This window comes from Candidatus Polarisedimenticolaceae bacterium (genome assembly GCA_036376135.1).
Taxonomy (GTDB): domain Bacteria; phylum Acidobacteriota; class Polarisedimenticolia; order Polarisedimenticolales; family DASRJG01; genus DASVAW01.
Window position 1 is genome coordinate 1 of record DASVAW010000063.1, and the last position, 16,241, is coordinate 16,241.

Consider the following 16,241-nt stretch of genomic DNA (forward strand, 5'->3'; position numbering starts at 1 on the left):
CCCCGTAACAGGCGCTTCGGGGTTGGGAAAATGGTTGCTGTCCCCATTTGTGAAATACGGTGACTGTCCCTATCTACATCGACCGCACCGGGTTCTTGTACATCGCCGGCATCGCGTCGAAGGTCTTCTTCGTCGCCTCCGACGCGAAGTAATACGTCCGCCCCTCGAGCACGGACTTCGGCGACGCCCCGTTCGGCGCGAACCGCGCGCCGGACACGGGGTCGGTGAGCTTGCCGCACCAGCGGAACGGCTGCGCGAGGAACTGCGCCTTCTCCGCCGCGTCGGCGAAGAAGAAGAGGTCGTGACCGAGGATCACGCGGGTCTCGGGCTCCAGCACGGCGGCGCGTTTCGGGTCGACGATCGAGTCGAAGGACAGGTTCAGCCCGTTCAGCAGGCGCTCGGGGTCCTGGACCAGGACCGCGGGGCAGGGGGTTCAGCAGAACCCGACGGGCCGCCCGTTCACCCACACCGGGGCGATCTTCGGGTTCAGCTTCGAGCGCCGGTTCGGGCAGCGGTCGTTGGGGGAGACGCCCCCCTCGGCCCATTTCAGTTTCGGGAAGTCCGGGTGATCGCCGGGGACGACCTCCGGAGGCGCCGGCGTCATCGCCGCGGACGCGGCGAGCAGCAGACCCAGGATGAGGCTCAAACGGTCCTCCCTCTGCGCTGGTACACGTAGGCGATCGCGAGAAGCACGACGCCCAGGACGACGAACGAGAGGATACGGTAGATCGCGTCCAGCGCCGACAGGTCGACCAGGAAGACCTTCGCGATCGTGATGCCGAGAAGCCCCAGCGCGGCGTAGCGCACCGTCGGGAGCGCCCGCAGGAATCCCACCGCGAGCGCGGCCGCGGCGTACACCGTCCACAACACCGAGAGACCGACCTGCTGCAGCCAGCGCAGGCGTCGCGCGGTCTCTCCCGAGGCGGCCCGCGCGAGCTGCTGCTGATGCGCCCACCACGCGAACGTCAGCGTGATCCACAGGAGGACCGGAGCCGCGGCGGCGAGAATCCGCGACGCGGGTCCGAAGGCCGGCCGATCGGCGAGCGGGCGCAGCAGCACCGCCGCGAGGGCGATCGCCGCGCACGCCGCCACGCGCAGCACGAACTGCGGGTTGACGAGGTCGACCGACTGATCCCACGCGAGGGAGCCGTCCTCGAGGAACAGCCGCACGAGCAGCACGGCGCCGGTCACCGGCGTCGCGACCGCGAAGGCGAAGTCGGGCTTCGCCCTCGCGAGCGCCGCGAGGGCCAGCATCTCGACACCGAGGAGCACCGCCGGCCACGGCACCGCCGGGTCGCGCCAGCACAACACCGCGCCGAGCGCCGCGGCGACGCACCAGAACAGCGATCGAAGATCGCCGGCCTCGGGACTCTCGCTCGATCGGCCCACGACCGCCCCGGCCCACGCCAGGCACGCGACGACGGCGGCGTGCACCGCGAATCGCACGTTCCAGACGGGAACGTCGACCGGATACCGCCAGGGGTCGAAGAAGGCCGCGCGCGCGGTTGCTCCGGCGAGGAACACCGCCCCCGTCACGAGGTCGACGTTCCCGCGCCCGGGGCGTTGCGAAGTCAGGAGGAACGCGACGCCGAGCGCGGCCCAGGAGAGGGTGACCCACGGCCCGTCGAAGGCGAGCGGCGCGGCGATCGCCAGGAAGGTCGCGCCGATCCCGCGGTGCAACGTGGTGAACGGCGGGTCGCCTCCCGCGACGCGCTCGGCGTGGTATTGCGCCACCCCGAGGTACAGCGCTCCCAGGACGACCGCCCAGTAGGCCTCCTGGCGCTGCGCTCCCCAGCGCTCGAGGGTCACGTAGACCGCGCCGAAGAACGCGGTCGCGTTCCCCGCGACGAGCACGAGGTCGAGCGGCTCCGCCTCCACGCGGTCGAGCCAGGAACGAAGCAGCGGCACGGCGAGGAAGAGCGCGAACAGCGCCGACATCAGCGCGAGGCGGATCGCCGGGTGCGGCGCCTCGCCCCCCTTCGCGATCGCGGGGAGGACGAGGAGCGCCGATCCCGCCCAGGCGAGCCGGTTGAGCGACGGCCAGGAACGGAACCGCGCCACGCCGAGGACGACCAGGTCGAGGACGATCAGGTACGCCATCAGCACCCGCTCGTCGGGGCGGGTCGTCGCGACGAGGATCGGGGTCAGCAACCCGCCGAGCACCGCGAGGACCGCGACGGGCTGCCGCGCGGTCGCGACGGACAACGCGACGCCGAGCGCCGTCACCCCCGCCATCGCCGCAAAGGCGGGGCCGGCCCCGAGGAACCCGTAGACGCGATGCGCCGCGAACAGCGCGAGGTAGAGCATCCCGAGCCCGGCGCCGGTCAGCCCGTCGCAGAGCACGACGAGCGCGGGGCGACGGCGCAGGTACGAGCCCCCGGCGATCAGCGCGATCCCGGACGCGACTCCCATCGCCACGCGCCCGGCCGGGCCGATCAGGTTGTTCTGGAAGCTCCACCGCAGCAGGAAGCCGACGGCGAAGAGCAGGGTGACCGCCCCCACCCAGGTCGCCCATCGTCCGCCGACGATCTGCTCGAGGTCGACCCCGGGTTTGGGAGCCGGCTCGGGGGCCGGAACGGGTGCCGGCTCGGGGACCGGAACGACGGGGCGCGGCGGGGGAGGAGGTGGCGGCTGCGGTAAGGGCGTCGGCCCGGGCAACGGCCCCTCCGCCTTCACCCTCCGGTCGAGGGCGCGCACGGCGGCTTCGAGTCCGGCGACGCGGGCCTCGAGGCGCTCCGCGCTCTCCCGCGAGCGGTTGAGGGCGACGATGGCGAGGATCAGAGCGACGATCGGGAGCGCGGCGAAGGAGAAGGCGACGAGCACCCAAAGGGATTCCATGACCCCTCCCTGCGTCGATGCTACCCCGTGTGACAGAATCCGGCCGCATGAGCCCCGCGTTCCGCATCGCCGCCGCCGCCCTCGCGCTCTCCGTGCCGCTCGAGGCCTTCGCGAAGAACGACGCGAAGGTCACGGCGGACGTCTCGGGGCCGTCGACGCGCCTCGTCGTCACCTTCGAGCGCTCCGCCGACTGCCGGGTCGCGCAGGTCGCGGCGAAACTCGAGGTGACCTGCGCCGACCGGGTCGCCTTCGAGCCGGCCGAAGGGAAGGTCGCCGACGGGATCGTCGAGGGGTGGAAGGCCGAAGGGGACCGGAATCTCGTCGTCCTCCTCGGCCCCGGCTATCGCCGCCACGAGAGCTTCGACCTCAAGAACCCCGCGCGGCTGGTCCTCGACGTCGAGGGGAAACGCGCGGCGGTCGCGGCGGTCCCGGTCGCGCCCGCCGCCCCCAGGCGCGCGGGCCCCGTCGTCGTCGTCGACCCGGGTCACGGCGGCGTCGAGACCGGCGCCCTCGGCCCCTCGGGAGCCCAGGAGAAGGAGATCACCCTCGACCTGGCGCGGCGTCTCGCCACCCGGCTCGAGCGCGACGGGGTCACGGCGGTTCTCACCCGCGACGACGACCGGATCCTCGGCCTCGACGACCGCACCGCGGTCGCCAACCACAACAAGGCCGAGTTGTTCGTCTCGATCCATCTCAACGCCGCGCGCGGGAAGAAGGCCCTCGGCGCCGAGACCTACTACCTCGCCACCGACGCGACCGACGACGAGGCGCGCACCCTTGCGGGGCTCGAGAACAAGGGGTACGCGGGGGCCGGATCGACCCCGGCCCCGACCTCCGCCGGCGAGACCCCCGACCCCTCGCTCGAGCTGATCCTCTGGGATCTCGCGCAGAACCGGTACCTCGAGGAGAGCGCGCGTCTCGCGGAGGCCGTCCAGCGAGAGATGAACGAGCTGACCGGAACGCGCGATCGCGGCGTGCGGCAGGCGCCGTTCCGCGTCCTCATGGGGGCGACGATGCCGGCGATCCTCGTCGAGGTCGGCTTCATCTCGAACCCAGAGGAAGAGGCCCGCTTCAAGGACGACGCCTACAAGGACAAGGTCGTCGAGGCGCTCGCGCGCGCGATCGGCGCCTTCCGCGCCCGCACCGAAGGGGCGCGATGAGGCGGCTCGCGGTCACGGCGCTCGCCCTCGCCGCGCTCGCCTGCGGAGGGGAGCGGCCGCGCGATCGCGCCGCCGCGCCGGAGCCGGGCGCCCCGCCCCCCTCCGAGTCCGAGCTCGACGCCGCGAACGCCCCGGCGACCGTGGACGTGACCGTTTATTTCCCCGGCCCGAACGGGCGCGAGCTCGTCGGCGAGACGCGCGGGATCCTCCCGACCCCGCTCCCCGGCGACCGGGCCAAGCAGATCGTCCAGGAGCTGATCGCGGGGTCGCGCGGCGGCGCCGAGCGCGCCATTCCGGAGGGGACGACGTTGCGGCAGGTCTTCGTCGAGGACGACGGTACCGCGTGGGTCGATCTCTCCCCCGAGTTCCGCAACGGGATCGGCGGCACCGCCGACGAGCTCCTCCAGGTCTACGCCGTGGTCGACTCGATCGGGCTCAACGTTCCGGGGATCACGAAGGTCGGCCTGATCGTCGACGGCCGCCCTCTCGAGACGCTCAACGGCCACCTCGATCTCCGCCGTCCCCTCCCTCCGCGCCGCGATCTCGTCGCGGGCGGCGCCCCGGCGGAGGAGTAGGCGATGGATCCGAGACCGATCGGCGTCTTCGATTCCGGGGTCGGCGGTCTGACCGTCTTCCGGGCCCTCGAGGCGGCGGTCCCCGGCGAGTCCTTTCTCTACCTCGGCGACACCGCGCGCGTCCCGTACGGCACGAAGTCCGCCGAGACGGTCGTGCGCTACGGGATCGAGGCCGCGCGGTTCCTGCGCCGACACGACGTGAAGGCGATCGTGGTCGCCTGCAACACCGTCTCCTCCGTCGCGCTCGACGCCGTCGCCGAGGAGGCGAAGGTCCCCGTCGTCGGCGTGATCCTCCCCGGCGCGCGTCGCGCGGTGAAGGCCTCGCGCACCGGCCGCATCGGTGTGATCGGCACCCGCGCGACCGTCGCGAGCGAGGCGTACCCGCGCGCGATCCTCGCCCTGCGCGGCGACGCGGAGGTGTTCAGCGTGGCCTGCCCGCTCTTCGTCCCGCTCGCCGAGGAGGGATGGACGGACGACGACGTCACGAAGGCGGTCGCCGAGCGGTACCTCGCGACCCTGAAGGACTCCGGCGTCGACACGCTGGTGCTCGGCTGCACCCACTACCCGCTTCTCGCCCCCGTGCTCCAGGAGGTGATGGGGCCCGACGTCGCGCTCGTCGACTCCGCGGAGTCGGTGTCGGTCGAGGTGCACGACTGGTTCGCGGGGGACGCGGTGCTGCGCGCCCCGAAGGCGGTGAAGCCGGCCACGAGGTTCTACGTGACCGACGCCCCGGGCCCGTTCCTGCACGTCGCCGAGCGTTTCCTCGGCCGCCCGGTCGAGCTGATCGGCCGCTCGCGTCTCGACGCGGAGGGGAACGCATGACCCGCCACGACGGTCGTCCGCCTTCCGCCCTCCGCCCCGTGCGGCTCGAGCCGAACTGGCTCAAGACCGCCGACGGGTCGGTCCTGATCACCGTCGGCGAGACCCGCGTATTGTGCGCGGCGACGGTCGAGGACAAGGTCCCGCCGTTCCTCAAGGACGCGGGGGAGGGATGGGTCACCGCGGAATATTCGATGCTCCCCGCGTCCACGTCGACCCGCACCTCGCGCGAGGTCGCGAAGGGGCGTCCGTCGGGGCGCACGATGGAGATCCAGCGTCTGATCGGCCGCGCGCTCCGCAGCGTCGTCGACCGCAAGGCGCTCGGCCCGCGGACGATCTGGGTCGACTGCGACGTGCTGCAGGCCGACGGCGGCACCCGTACCGCGTCGATCACCGGCGGCTTCGTCGCCCTTGCCCTCGCGGCCGCGAAGCTGAGGGAGAAGGGGATCGTGACGCGCCCCGTCTTCTCGTCGCTCGTCGCGGCGGTGTCGGTGGGGATGGTGACCGGCACGCCGGTCCTCGACCTCGACTACATCGAGGACTCCGCCGCCGACGTGGACATGAACGTCGTGCGCACCGACGACGGGCGGTACATCGAGGTGCAGGGGACGGCCGAGACGACTCCATTCAGGCGCGGCCGCCTCATGGAGCTCCTCGACCTCGCGGACGTCGGCATCGACCGCCTGCAGGAGATGCAGCGGGAGGCGATCGGGGACACTTCGCTCTTCGTTCCGAAGTGAAAAGGGGTCAGGCCCCTTTTTCCTTCAAACTCGAGTTCCCATGACGCGCATGCTCATCGCGACGACGAACCGGGGAAAGCTCGCGGAGTTCGCGGAGGCGCTCGCCTCCGCGTCGATCGAGGTCGTGGGCCTCGACGCGATTCCCGACGCGCCGAAGGTGGACGAGACCGGCGTGACCTTCGAAGCGAACGCGAGGCTCAAGGCCGAGACGTATTCGAAGCTCACCGACCTCCCCGTCGTGGCCGACGACTCCGGGCTCGAGGTGGACGCGATGGACGGCCGCCCCGGCGTCTACTCGGCGCGTTTCGGAAGCCCCGACCTCTCCGACACCGCGCGCTGCAAGGCGCTGCTGAAGGGACTCGTGGACGTCCCCGACGAGCGCCGCACCGCGCGATTCCGCTGCGTGCTCGCGCTCGCGAAGGGCGGCCACACGTTGACTACCTTCGAGGGCACGGCCGAGGGGACGATCCTGCGCGAGCTGCGGGGGAAGGAGGGGTTCGGCTACGACCCCGTCTTCTTCCACGCCGGCGCGGGGAAGACGTTCGCGGAGCTCCCCCGCGAGGAGAAGCGTCGTTGGTCCCACCGCGGCCAGGCGATCGCCAGGCTCGTGGAAGCGGTGAAGGCGGGGATGCTGCGGGCCGTCTAGCGGCGGCCGACGGGAAGCGGACGAGAACGCCGAAGTCCACGTAGCTCGTTGACGCTTTTCCCCCGTAGTAGTACATTCCGCGGGCCTTTTCGGTCGAAAGGCCGCAGGCCGGCACGTGTTCCTGAGTAGCTCAGTGGTAGAGCAGGCGGCTGTTAACCGCCGGGTCGGGGGTTCAAATCCCTCCTCAGGAGCCAAACCCCACTCACCTCGAAATCTCGGTTCTCAGGTTGATACGTAGCGGCGCGGCGCGCGCGGATTCCCGTGCAGCCGGCCCCGACGTATTCGCCGCGGTGGTGACCGGCGCGCTCCCCGTGCTCCAACCGTACCGGCGAAACCTCGTGGATCCAAGCCGTGCGTCCCGAGCCGCGTTCATTGAACCTTGGGGGTGACCTTGCCCGCGAAAGACTGGGCCACGATGCGATCGTTGCGCACGACGAACATGTCGGAGGCCAGCTCGTACACGTTGTCGGCCGTTTCTCCGGTCCAGACGATGTAGGCGTAGTCGCCCTCGAAGGACTGGCGCGTCAGCCGGAACGAGGAGACGGGCCTGCCGAACTCCGCGATCAACGACGCGAAGAACGGCCGGATCGCCTCCGGTCCCCGAAGCGGTCCGTCCGGGGTGAAGAAGACGGCTTCCGGTGCGTAGTCGGCGAGCACGCCCTCGAGGTCGCCTTCTCCGAAACACTGCAGGTGCCGATCGAGAACTTCCTTGGGTGAAGCCATGTGTCGGGATCTCCTTTCCGAGGATGCAACGGGAGAAAGGATGCACGCGACGTCGTGCCGGGATCTGGCCGCCCGTCGAGAAGACATTGCCGATCGTCCGGAATCCGACGGAACGGCTGGAAACGGGGACGCTCCGACGGGAAGACCGCTCGGGCGCATCGCGGGGCAGGGGTCTATAGTCCCCCCAGCGCAACGAACGGGGCGTCCGGTCCGTCCGTTCGGGTAGGGGACCATGAGCTGGAGCGGCGACGAGGTGATCCGGAATTCCGCGCGGCTCGCCGCGCTCCGGAGAACCGCCCTGCTCGATTCTCCCCCGGAGGAGGCGTTCGATCGGCTGACACGCCTGGCGACGAGCATCCTGCACGTGCCGATCGCTCTCGTTACGCTCGTCGACGGGGATCGCCAGTTCTTCAAGAGTTGCGTCGGCCTTCCGGAGCCGGCGGCGTCGCAACGACAAACCCCCCTCGAACATTCGTTCTGCAAACATGCGGTGGAGACGGGACGGCCCTTCCTCGTCCCGGATGCCCGGCTGGATCCGCTCTTCACGGACAACCCGGCGGTGTACGACGTCCCCGTGATCGCCTACGCGGGGATCCCGCTCACGACGGCGGAGGGGCATACGCTCGGCACCTTCTGCATCGTGGACGGCCGGCCGCGCCATTGGACGGACGAGGAGGTCGAGATCCTGCAGACCCTGGCGGCGTCCGCGATGACCGAAATCGGTGCGCGGCGGCTGGCGGAGGATCTGAGGGGGCTGAGCGCGGACCTCCAGCATCTGGTGGAGGCGCGAACCTCGGAGCTGGGCCGCGCCGAGCAGCGCTGGCGGGTGCTCCTCCGGGTGAACAACGCGGTCGTCACCTGCCTCGACCGCGACTCGCTCTTCGAGGCGGTCGCCGGCGCGTTGCGCGGCGTGATCCCCTTCGACCGGGCGGCCCTCGTATTGGACGATCCGTCCGACGGAATGTTCAAGGTCCTGGGCGTCGCCGGCCCGGTGCCGTCCCCACCGATCATCCCGGTCGGGACGGCCTGGCCGCGCGAGGGAGGGCGGAGCGGCTGGATCGCGGAGACCGGGATCCCGCTGCGGACGGACGACCTCCGCGAGGACACGCGCTTCTACGAGCACGCGCCGCTGATCCGGGAGGGGATCCTCTCCGCATTGTCGGTTCCGCTCCAGGCGAAGGGGCGCGTCCTCGGGACGCTCAACGTCGGGAGCCGGGAGGTCGGGCGTTACTCGGAATCCGACCAGGAGCTTCTGGTGGCGATCGCCGACCAGGTCGCCCTCGCGATCCGGAACATGCTCGCCTACGAGGAGATCGCGGCGCTCAAGAGCCGGCTCGAGCAGGAGAACCAGTACCTGCAGGAGGAGTGCCGGGCGGAGGTGGAGTTCGCGGACTTGGTCGGCGAGTCGCCCGCCATCCAGCAGGTGCTCGAGAGCGTCCGGATGGTCGCGGGGACCGACTCGACCGTGCTCGTGACGGGAGAAACCGGCACCGGCAAGGAGCTCGTCGTCCGCGCGATTCACGGGCTCAGCCAGCGCAAGGACAAGATCCTCGTGAAGGTGAACTGCGCGGCGCTTCCCGGCGGCGTGATCGAGAGCGAGCTGTTCGGGCACGAGAAAGGCGCCTTCACGGGGGCCCTCACCCGCAGGGTGGGCCGCTTCGAGCTGGCGAAGGGGGGCACGCTCTTCCTCGACGAGGTCGGCGACCTTCCCCTGGAGCTGCAGGCGAAGCTGCTGCGGGTCCTCCAGGAGGGAGAGTTCGAGCGCGTCGGGGGAACGCAGACGATCAAGGTGGACGTCCGCGTCGTCGCGGCGACGAACCGCGAGCTCCACAAGGACGTCGAGGAGGGCCGGTTCCGCGCGGACCTCTTCTATCGCCTCAACGTCTTCCCGATTCCGATTCCGCCGCTGCGCGACCGGGCGGCGGACGTTCCCCGCCTGACCCGCCACTTCGCGATGCTCTACGCCACGAAGATGGGGAAGCCGATCGGGGCGATCGAGGAGCCGGTGCTCGCGAAGCTCATGGCGTACGGCTGGCCCGGCAACGTGCGGGAGCTGCAGAACGTCGTCGAGCGCGCGGTGATCCTCTCCAGGAACGGTCGGCTCGAGCTCGACGGTGCGCTCGCCGCCCCGTCCGGCGCGGTGCGGGCGAACCCGGGCCGGACCCTCGAGGAGATCGAGCGCGACCACATCGTCTCGGTTCTCGAGAGCGTGGGCTGGCGCGTGAGCGGCGAGCGCGGCGCCGCCAAGATCCTCGGCCTCAAGCGGACGACGCTCGAGGCGCGCATGAGTCGGCTCGGCATCTCGCGCCCCAACTGACCGCGGTCCGTTGGCAATCTGCCGACCCGTTGGCGCGCCGCGCGCCGCGAGTCCGGGTCCCGTCCCGCCCCGTCGGAACGCGAAACCCCGTCGTCTGAAGCGAATCCGGCCGGAACCGCGAGCGCGCTCCGAGGCGGCACGACCGTTGCCTTAGGGACCGGCATGCTCCGCATCACACGAACCCCCGAAGCCTTCGGTCGAGCGACCCTGGTCCTCCAGGGACGCATCGCCTCCGAGTGGGCCGGGATTCTCGAGCGCGAGTGCGCCGACGCGGTCCGCTCGGGTCTGCGCATCGCGCTCGATCTCGCCGGGGTGACCTTCATCTCGTCCTCCGGCGTCGAGGCCCTCTCGCGCCTGAGCCGCAGCGGCGTCGCGATCTTCGCGTGTCCGCCGCTGATCGCCGACCTGCTCGGGCAGGAAGGCATCCACGTGGATCGCGGCCCCGAAGGCGAGGTGGACGCGTGAGCACCGTCTCTCGAACTCGAAAAGCTTGCGGGCGGGTCGGAGCTCCGGGCGGGCGGCGCGAGCTCCCCCCCTCCGATCGCCGCTCCCGAGGCGCTTCCGGCCCGGCCCGCAGATCCGTTTCGTCCCCAAGGTCCCGTTCCCTTTCCCTTTTCCCTCCAGAAGGAGAGCCCCGAATGCGTCTGAAGAACCAGGTCTCGCTCCTCGCCCTCACGGGCCTCGTCACCCTCCTGTCGGCGTCTCCGGCCGCCGCACTCACGCCCGCATCCACGCTGCAGACGGTGGCGCCGAACGTGATCGTCGCCACGCCGCCCGGGTTCACGTTCCCGCTGACCCGCTCGGCCGGGGTCAACGCCTGCCTCCCCCAGGCGCAGGGCCAGGTCACGATCAGTGACCGCGGGCTCCAGCAGCAGCTGGACGTCGTCGTCGCCGGTCTCCCCGCCAACACCACGTTCAGCGTGTTCGTGACCCAGCTGCCGCGCGCGCCGTTCGGTCTGTCCTGGTACCAGGGCGAGGTCCGCACCGACGACCGCGGCTTGGGCCGCACGAGGGTCGTGGGCATCTTCAGCGAAGAGACGTTCCTCGTCGCGCCCGGCGCGGGCATCGCTCCGATCGTGGACGCCGCCGACGCCGGCGCGAACGTCGCGACCGCTCCCCTGCACCTGCTCCACCTCGGCCTCTGGTTCGATTCGCCGGCGGACGCCGTGGCCGCCGGCTGCTCCGGCAACGTGACGCCGTTCAACGGCGAGCATCACGCCGGCGTCCAGGTCCTGAACACCTCGAGCTTCGGCGACGGGGACGGCCCGCTCGGCGTCTCCGGCCGCTGACCTCCCGCCTCCTCCCCCAAGGGTCCCGCCCGTCGGCGACGCCGTCGAGCGGGACCTTCTCGAGCTACCCGAACCTGGAGACGCCATGCCGCTGCTGATTGCTCAAGGCCTTCTCGGCCTCGCCTCGTCCATGCTCGCGTCGTGCCCGGTCGCGACGTTCTCCCCGCAGCACGTCGTTCCCTCCGGCGGAGCGGTCGAGGGGATCGCCGTCGCCGACTTCGACCGCGACGGCATCGCCGACCTGGCCGTCGCGAACTTCTCCCGCGTCGGCGGGACGCCGAGCGAGGTCGCGATCCTCCTCGGCGACGGCCGTGGAGGATTCGGGACGCCGTCCCCCTTCGCCGCGGGCAACGGCGCGACGCAGGTCGTCGCGTCGGACTTCGACGGCGACGGCAACGCCGACGTCGCGGTCCTCAACACCAACGACGGGACGGTCTCGGTCCTCCTCGGCGACGGGCTCGGGGCGCTCGGCCCGCAGGTGGTCTTCCCCGCGGGCGGGACGGCGATCGGCCTGGTACACGGCGATCTCGACCGGGACGGCGACGACGACCTCGTCGTGCCCAACTTCCTCGCGTCGCGGGTCACGGTCCTCCTCGGCTCCGGCGACGGCTCGTTCTCCGCTCCTTTCCCGATCCCGGTGGGATCGCAGCCGATCCTGGCCGCCGTCGGCGACCTCGACGGCGACGGCAACCTCGACATCGCCACCGACGACGTCGCCGACGCCACGGTGTCGATCCTCCTCGGGCGAGGGGACGGGACCTTCGCGCCGCGAACGGTCGTTCCGCTCCCCCAGGGCGCCGTGGGGCAATCGCTCGCGTTGTCGGATCTCGACGACGACGGTGTGCCCGACATGGTCGTGGTCAACGCGGCCGACGGCTCCGTCCTCGTCTTCCCGGGACGCGGCGACGGCGCGTTCAAGGAGCCCTCGGCCTTCGGCGTCGCGGGGCTTCCCGTCTTCGTGACGGTCGGGGACCTGAACGGCGATGGGAGTCCCGATCTCGCCGTCGGCAACGCGCAGGACGCGTCGGTATCGGTCCTCGTGAACCGCGGCGACGGTACCTTCGATCCGCAGATCCGCCTCCCGGTCGGGACCGAACCCATTCCCGTCGCGATCGGCGACCTGAACGGCGACGGAGCCCTCGACCTCGTCGCGGGAAACCTCCTCGACGAGACGATCTCGGTCCTGTTGAACGCGTGCACGGGCAATCGGCCCCCGCGCGCCGACGCAGGCCCCGATCAGGTCCTCGAGTGCGGAGGAGACCTCCGGGCGGTCGCGACGCTCGACGGTTCGGCCAGCGCCGACCCGGACTCGACTCCGGGAACGGACGACGACATCGCGAGCTTCGAGTGGTTCGAGGGCGCCGCGGCGCTAGCCAGCGGTCCTCGGGTGACGACCCGTTTGTCCCTCGGCACGCACGACGTCACCCTCACGGTCACGGACAGGGCTCGAGACGCGTCCTCCGATACGTCGCGCGTCACCGTGCAGGACACCCTGCCGCCCGCCGCGATCACCGTCACTTCGAGCCCGAGCGTGCTGGGACCTCCCAATCGCAGGCTGGTGCCGGTCACGATCTCGGTCGCCGCGAACGATCGTTGCGATCCTGCGCCGGTCTGCCGGATCGACTCGGTCACGAGCGCCGGCCCCGCCCGCTTCCCTGTCCCCGGGGGCGCGCGAGCCGACTTCGTGGTCGTGGATCCCGGCCCCGAGGCGAGCCCGGCGGCCCTGACCGTCCTCCTGCGCGCCGAACGCTCGCGTGGACCCGAGGCACGGTCCTACACGATCGCGGTTTCATGCGCCGACGCCGCGGGAAACGTCGTCAACGGTGAGACCACCGTGACCGTCTCGCGCGGCCGCGTCGCGCCCTCGCGCGCAACTCGATCCGGCCCGACAACTTCCATCCCGTCCCTCCGAAAACACTCTTGAAAGGAGTCCTGTGATGCGATCGTCCACGTTCCTCCGTTTCGCCCGTGTCGCCGCCTTCGGGTTGGTCCTGACGGCGTTCTTCGCCGGCTGCCACGTCGATTCCTCGAGGTCGGCGCAGTTCATCCCGAGCCGGACGCCCGCGGCCCCCGGCCTCGTCAAGCTGGTGCTGAAGGCACAGTCGGGTACGCGCGTCGTCGTCGACGTGCTCCTCAACGGCCCGGCGCCCGACCTCGACCTGAACGGATTCCAGTTCGGGATCAAGATCGGCGACACCGGCGTGGTCCGATTCGTCCCGCAGTCGACCTACGCCCAGAGCGCCCTCGTCGCCGAGGCCGGTCAGACGATCGCGATCGACGTGGACGGCGAGTCCGATCCGTCCCTCATCCTCGTCGACATCAAGAAACTGGGAGGCGGTCCGGGAAACGGCCTCGACGGCCGGTCGGCCGTCGTTCTCGAGCTGGGCTTCGACGTCCAGGCGGACGGGTCCAGCGCGTTGACCCTCGTGGGTGTGGACGGGAACCCGGCGCGGGCGCTTGATTCCTCCGACGCCACGATCGCGGCCGTCGCCTTCGACGAAGCCAGCGCCGGAGTGACGGCGGCGACGTCCGGCGGAAGCGGTTACTGAAGGCTGGAATCGGCTCCGCACGCCGACGCGTGCCCGGGCCCTCTTCCATTGGAGGTTTCGCGATGACGGCAACGGTGGTCAAGACGATCGGTGGAACGCTCGCCTCCCTCTCGGCCGAGACGCTCGACGCGCTGCGCGGCGGGCTCCGAGGGGCGCTTTGCCTTCCCGGCGACCCGGGGTACGAAGAGGCGCGGACGATCTGGAACGCGATGATCGACCGGCGCCCCGCGGCGGTCGTACGCGCCGTCGGGGCGTCGGACGTTCTCCAGACCGTCCGCTTCGCGGCGCGGCACGAACTGCTCCTGTCGATCCGCGGCGGAGGGCACAACATCGCCGGAAACGCGGTGTGCGACGGAGGACTGATGCTCGATCTGTCGCGGATGGCGTCGGTGCGGGTCGATCCCGCGACGCGGACCGCGCGCGTCGAGCCGGGCGCTCTGCTCGCCGATCTCGATCGGGAGGCTCAGGCCTTCGGACTCGCGACCCCGCTGGGGATCAACTCGACGACGGGAGTCGCGGGGCTCACGCTCGGCGGCGGCTTCGGCTGGCTGAGCCGGAAGTACGGATTGACGGTCGACAACCTCCTCTCCGTCGACATCGTGACCGCGGCGGGCGAACTGGTGCGCGCCAGCGTCACGGAGCACCCGGATCTGTTCTGGGCGCTTCGCGGCGGCGGCGGGAACTTCGGCGTCGTGACGTCCTTCGAATTCAGACTCCACCCCGTGGGACCCCAGGTCCTCGCCGGGCTCGTCGTCCACCCGCTCTCGAACGCGAAGCAGATCCTCCAGCAATACCGTCGCCTGGTCGCCGCGGCGCCGGACGAGATGTGTTGCTGGGCCGTCCTGCGGAAGGCGCCCCCGCTCCCCTTCCTTCCGGAGGAGGTGCACGGGACGGAGGTTCTCGTTCTCGCCCTGTGTTACGTCGGGGATCCCGTCGTCGGAGGGGAGGCCGTGGCGCCTTTCCGGGCGATCGGGAAACCGATCGCCGACGTCGTCGGGCCCGCGCCCTACGCGGCGTGGCAGACGGCCTTCGATCCGCTCCTCACGGCGGGTGAGCGGAACTACTGGAAATCACACGACTTCGTGGAGCTCACCGACGGTGTGATCGACGTGGTCCTGAATGCGGTGCGGCATCTCCCGTCCCCGCAGTGCGAGATCTTCATCGCGAGCCTGGGCGGCGCGATCAACCGGGTTCCCTCCGCGGCGACGGCCTATCCGCACCGGGAGGTGAGTTTCGCGATGAACGTGCACACGCGCTGGAGCAGTCCGGCGGAGGACGCGTCGTGCATCGCATGGGCGCGGGCGTTCCACGACGCCGCTGCGCCGTTCGCCACGGGAGGCGTCTACGTCAACTTCATGCCCGACGACGAAGCCCGGCGCGTCGCTTCCGGCGCCTACGGCCCGAACTACGAGCGACTCGCCCGGATCAAGACGACGTACGATCCGAGAAACCTCTTCCGCATGAACCAGAACATCGCGCCAGCCGGGACGCGCCCGGCGTAAGCCGGCGCGGCGCCGTCCGGGCGCCGACCGCACCGAACGGGTTCCACCCGTTGCGACTGCGTGACGGGTTCCTCCGACGCATGGCGCCGGCGTGCGCGGTACGCCACGATGGAGCCGCCATGCCGCTCACGACCAACGACGCCGCCCGATGGGAACACCTTGCCGATGAGCTCCGCAACTTCCAGGAGGTTGCGAGGTTCCTGCGCCCCTCCCCGGGGGACGTGCCCCGGATCGAAGGACTGGATCTCGCCTGTCTGTCGCTGCCCCTCCACGACGTCGTGGGAGGGGATCATGTCGCATGGGTGGATTTCGAACGACGCTACGACCTCGAGGGCCGGATCGCCGAGGCGGAACGCCGGGGGCACGAGGAGATCGCCCGCAACCTGCGCCGCCTGCGTCGACGCGCCGGCGTGCTCGTGGCCGACGCCGCCGGGCATCGGGTGACCGACGCGTTGGTCGCGGCGATGCTCCATCAGGCGTTCCTCCTGGGCGTCAACTACGAGCTCGACCTGTTCGGCGAGGTGACGACGCACCTGTTCGAGAACCTCAACACGCGGTTCTACCAGACGACCGCCGTGAACAAGTTCTTCACGATGATCTACGGGGAGATCTCGGAAGGGGGCAAGCTGCGGTTTCTGTCGGCGGGCCATCCGCCGCCCGCGGTGTTCTCGCGGGAGTTCGGGCGCTTCATGAAGATCAGCGAGGATCGGCTCGTCGCGCTTCCGCCCGTGGGGCTGCAGCCGTCGGTCGCCGACCCGGACCGTCGCCGCAATCCGCCGCTTCACGGATACATGCGCCGGTACCAGGTGAACGAGATCAACCTCCTCGCGACGGGGGACATCCTCCTGCTGCACACCGACGGTCTGAGCGAACACGCCGACGGGACCTTCTTCCCGGCGCGGGTGGAGCCGCTTCTCGCCGACTCGGCTGGCGCGTCCGCGAGCGAGATCTGCGAGCGCCTTCGGGAAGCCCTGTACGCCGAGGGCGACCCGGTCGACGACGTGACGGTCGTCGTGCTCAAGAGGTCGTCTTGACCGCGGCGCGTCGCGGGGACCGTCGAGCCGCCCCGAGCCCTCCGGACGC

General features: G+C 70.8%; 16 protein-coding genes and 1 tRNA gene. 13 read left to right on the forward strand and 4 right to left on the reverse strand.

Features of this window, described 5'->3' with window-relative positions; genetic code table 11:
- Positions 1-73: 73 nt before the first annotated feature.
- The 3 genes from VF139_05995 to VF139_06005 form a co-directional block, all read right to left on the reverse strand.
- The gene (locus tag VF139_05995; GenBank protein ID HEX6850940.1) at positions 74-337 is read right to left on the reverse strand and encodes a YHS domain-containing protein; all 264 of its coding nucleotides are present in this window, start codon (positions 335-337) and stop codon (positions 74-76) included.
- A 96-nt stretch (positions 338-433) separates the two neighbouring features.
- A complete protein-coding gene (locus tag VF139_06000; protein ID HEX6850941.1) occupies positions 434-646 on the reverse strand; it encodes a hypothetical protein in 213 nt (70 codons plus the stop codon).
- Positions 643-2,838, reverse strand: a complete 2,196-nt coding sequence (locus VF139_06005) for a DUF2339 domain-containing protein (GenBank protein HEX6850942.1) — start codon at positions 2,836-2,838, stop codon at positions 643-645. Before VF139_06005 ends, VF139_06000 begins: the two co-directional genes overlap by 4 nt.
- Before the next feature lie 47 nt (positions 2,839-2,885).
- Here VF139_06005 and VF139_06010 point away from each other — a divergent pair, with 47 nt between their 5' ends.
- From VF139_06010 to VF139_06035, 6 genes are all read left to right on the forward strand, one after another.
- A complete protein-coding gene (locus tag VF139_06010; protein ID HEX6850943.1) occupies positions 2,886-3,998 on the forward strand; it encodes an N-acetylmuramoyl-L-alanine amidase in 1,113 nt (370 codons plus the stop codon).
- Positions 3,995-4,573, forward strand: a complete 579-nt coding sequence (locus VF139_06015) for a GerMN domain-containing protein (GenBank protein ID HEX6850944.1) — start codon at positions 3,995-3,997, stop codon at positions 4,571-4,573. Before VF139_06010 ends, VF139_06015 begins: the two co-directional genes overlap by 4 nt.
- A gap of 3 nt (positions 4,574-4,576) precedes the next feature.
- Positions 4,577-5,395 (forward strand): glutamate racemase, encoded by an 819-nt coding sequence (gene murI / locus VF139_06020; protein HEX6850945.1) that lies wholly within the window; start codon positions 4,577-4,579, stop codon positions 5,393-5,395.
- Positions 5,392-6,132: a ribonuclease PH gene (rph, locus tag VF139_06025; protein ID HEX6850946.1), complete on the forward strand. Its 741-nt coding sequence runs from the start codon at positions 5,392-5,394 to the stop codon at positions 6,130-6,132. The genes murI and rph overlap by 4 nt, the downstream gene beginning before the upstream one ends.
- A gap of 40 nt (positions 6,133-6,172) precedes the next feature.
- Entirely contained in the window at positions 6,173-6,778 is a 606-nt protein-coding gene (locus VF139_06030; GenBank protein ID HEX6850947.1) for an XTP/dITP diphosphatase, read from the forward strand.
- Positions 6,779-6,897: 119 nt separating this feature from the next.
- Positions 6,898-6,972: transfer RNA gene (locus tag VF139_06035), tRNA-Asn, on the forward strand.
- Between the two features lie 175 nt (positions 6,973-7,147).
- Here VF139_06035 and VF139_06040 read toward each other — a convergent pair.
- Entirely contained in the window at positions 7,148-7,501 is a 354-nt protein-coding gene (locus VF139_06040; GenBank protein ID HEX6850948.1) for a nuclear transport factor 2 family protein, read from the reverse strand.
- Positions 7,502-7,733: 232 nt separating this feature from the next.
- Here VF139_06040 and VF139_06045 point away from each other — a divergent pair, with 232 nt between their 5' ends.
- From VF139_06045 to VF139_06075, 7 genes are all read left to right on the forward strand, one after another.
- Positions 7,734-9,818: a sigma 54-interacting transcriptional regulator gene (locus VF139_06045; protein HEX6850949.1), complete on the forward strand. Its 2,085-nt coding sequence runs from the start codon at positions 7,734-7,736 to the stop codon at positions 9,816-9,818.
- Between the two features lie 162 nt (positions 9,819-9,980).
- Entirely contained in the window at positions 9,981-10,283 is a 303-nt protein-coding gene (locus VF139_06050) for a hypothetical protein (GenBank protein HEX6850950.1), read from the forward strand.
- Between the two features lie 173 nt (positions 10,284-10,456).
- Positions 10,457-11,107 carry a hypothetical protein gene (locus VF139_06055; GenBank protein HEX6850951.1) on the forward strand — a complete coding sequence of 217 codons (651 nt, stop codon included), beginning with the start codon at positions 10,457-10,459 and terminating at the stop codon, positions 11,105-11,107.
- Positions 11,108-11,192: 85 nt separating this feature from the next.
- The gene (locus VF139_06060) at positions 11,193-13,031 is read left to right on the forward strand and encodes an FG-GAP-like repeat-containing protein (GenBank protein ID HEX6850952.1); all 1,839 of its coding nucleotides are present in this window, start codon (positions 11,193-11,195) and stop codon (positions 13,029-13,031) included.
- A 13-nt stretch (positions 13,032-13,044) separates the two neighbouring features.
- Complete coding sequence (locus tag VF139_06065) at positions 13,045-13,656, forward strand: hypothetical protein (protein HEX6850953.1); 612 nt, start codon at positions 13,045-13,047, stop codon at positions 13,654-13,656.
- Between the two features lie 62 nt (positions 13,657-13,718).
- On the forward strand, positions 13,719-15,158 hold the full coding sequence (locus VF139_06070; GenBank protein HEX6850954.1) for an FAD-binding oxidoreductase: 1,440 nt from the start codon (positions 13,719-13,721) through the stop codon (positions 15,156-15,158).
- A 119-nt stretch (positions 15,159-15,277) separates the two neighbouring features.
- Entirely contained in the window at positions 15,278-16,192 is a 915-nt protein-coding gene (locus VF139_06075; GenBank protein ID HEX6850955.1) for a PP2C family protein-serine/threonine phosphatase, read from the forward strand.
- Positions 16,193-16,241: the final 49 nt, after the last annotated feature.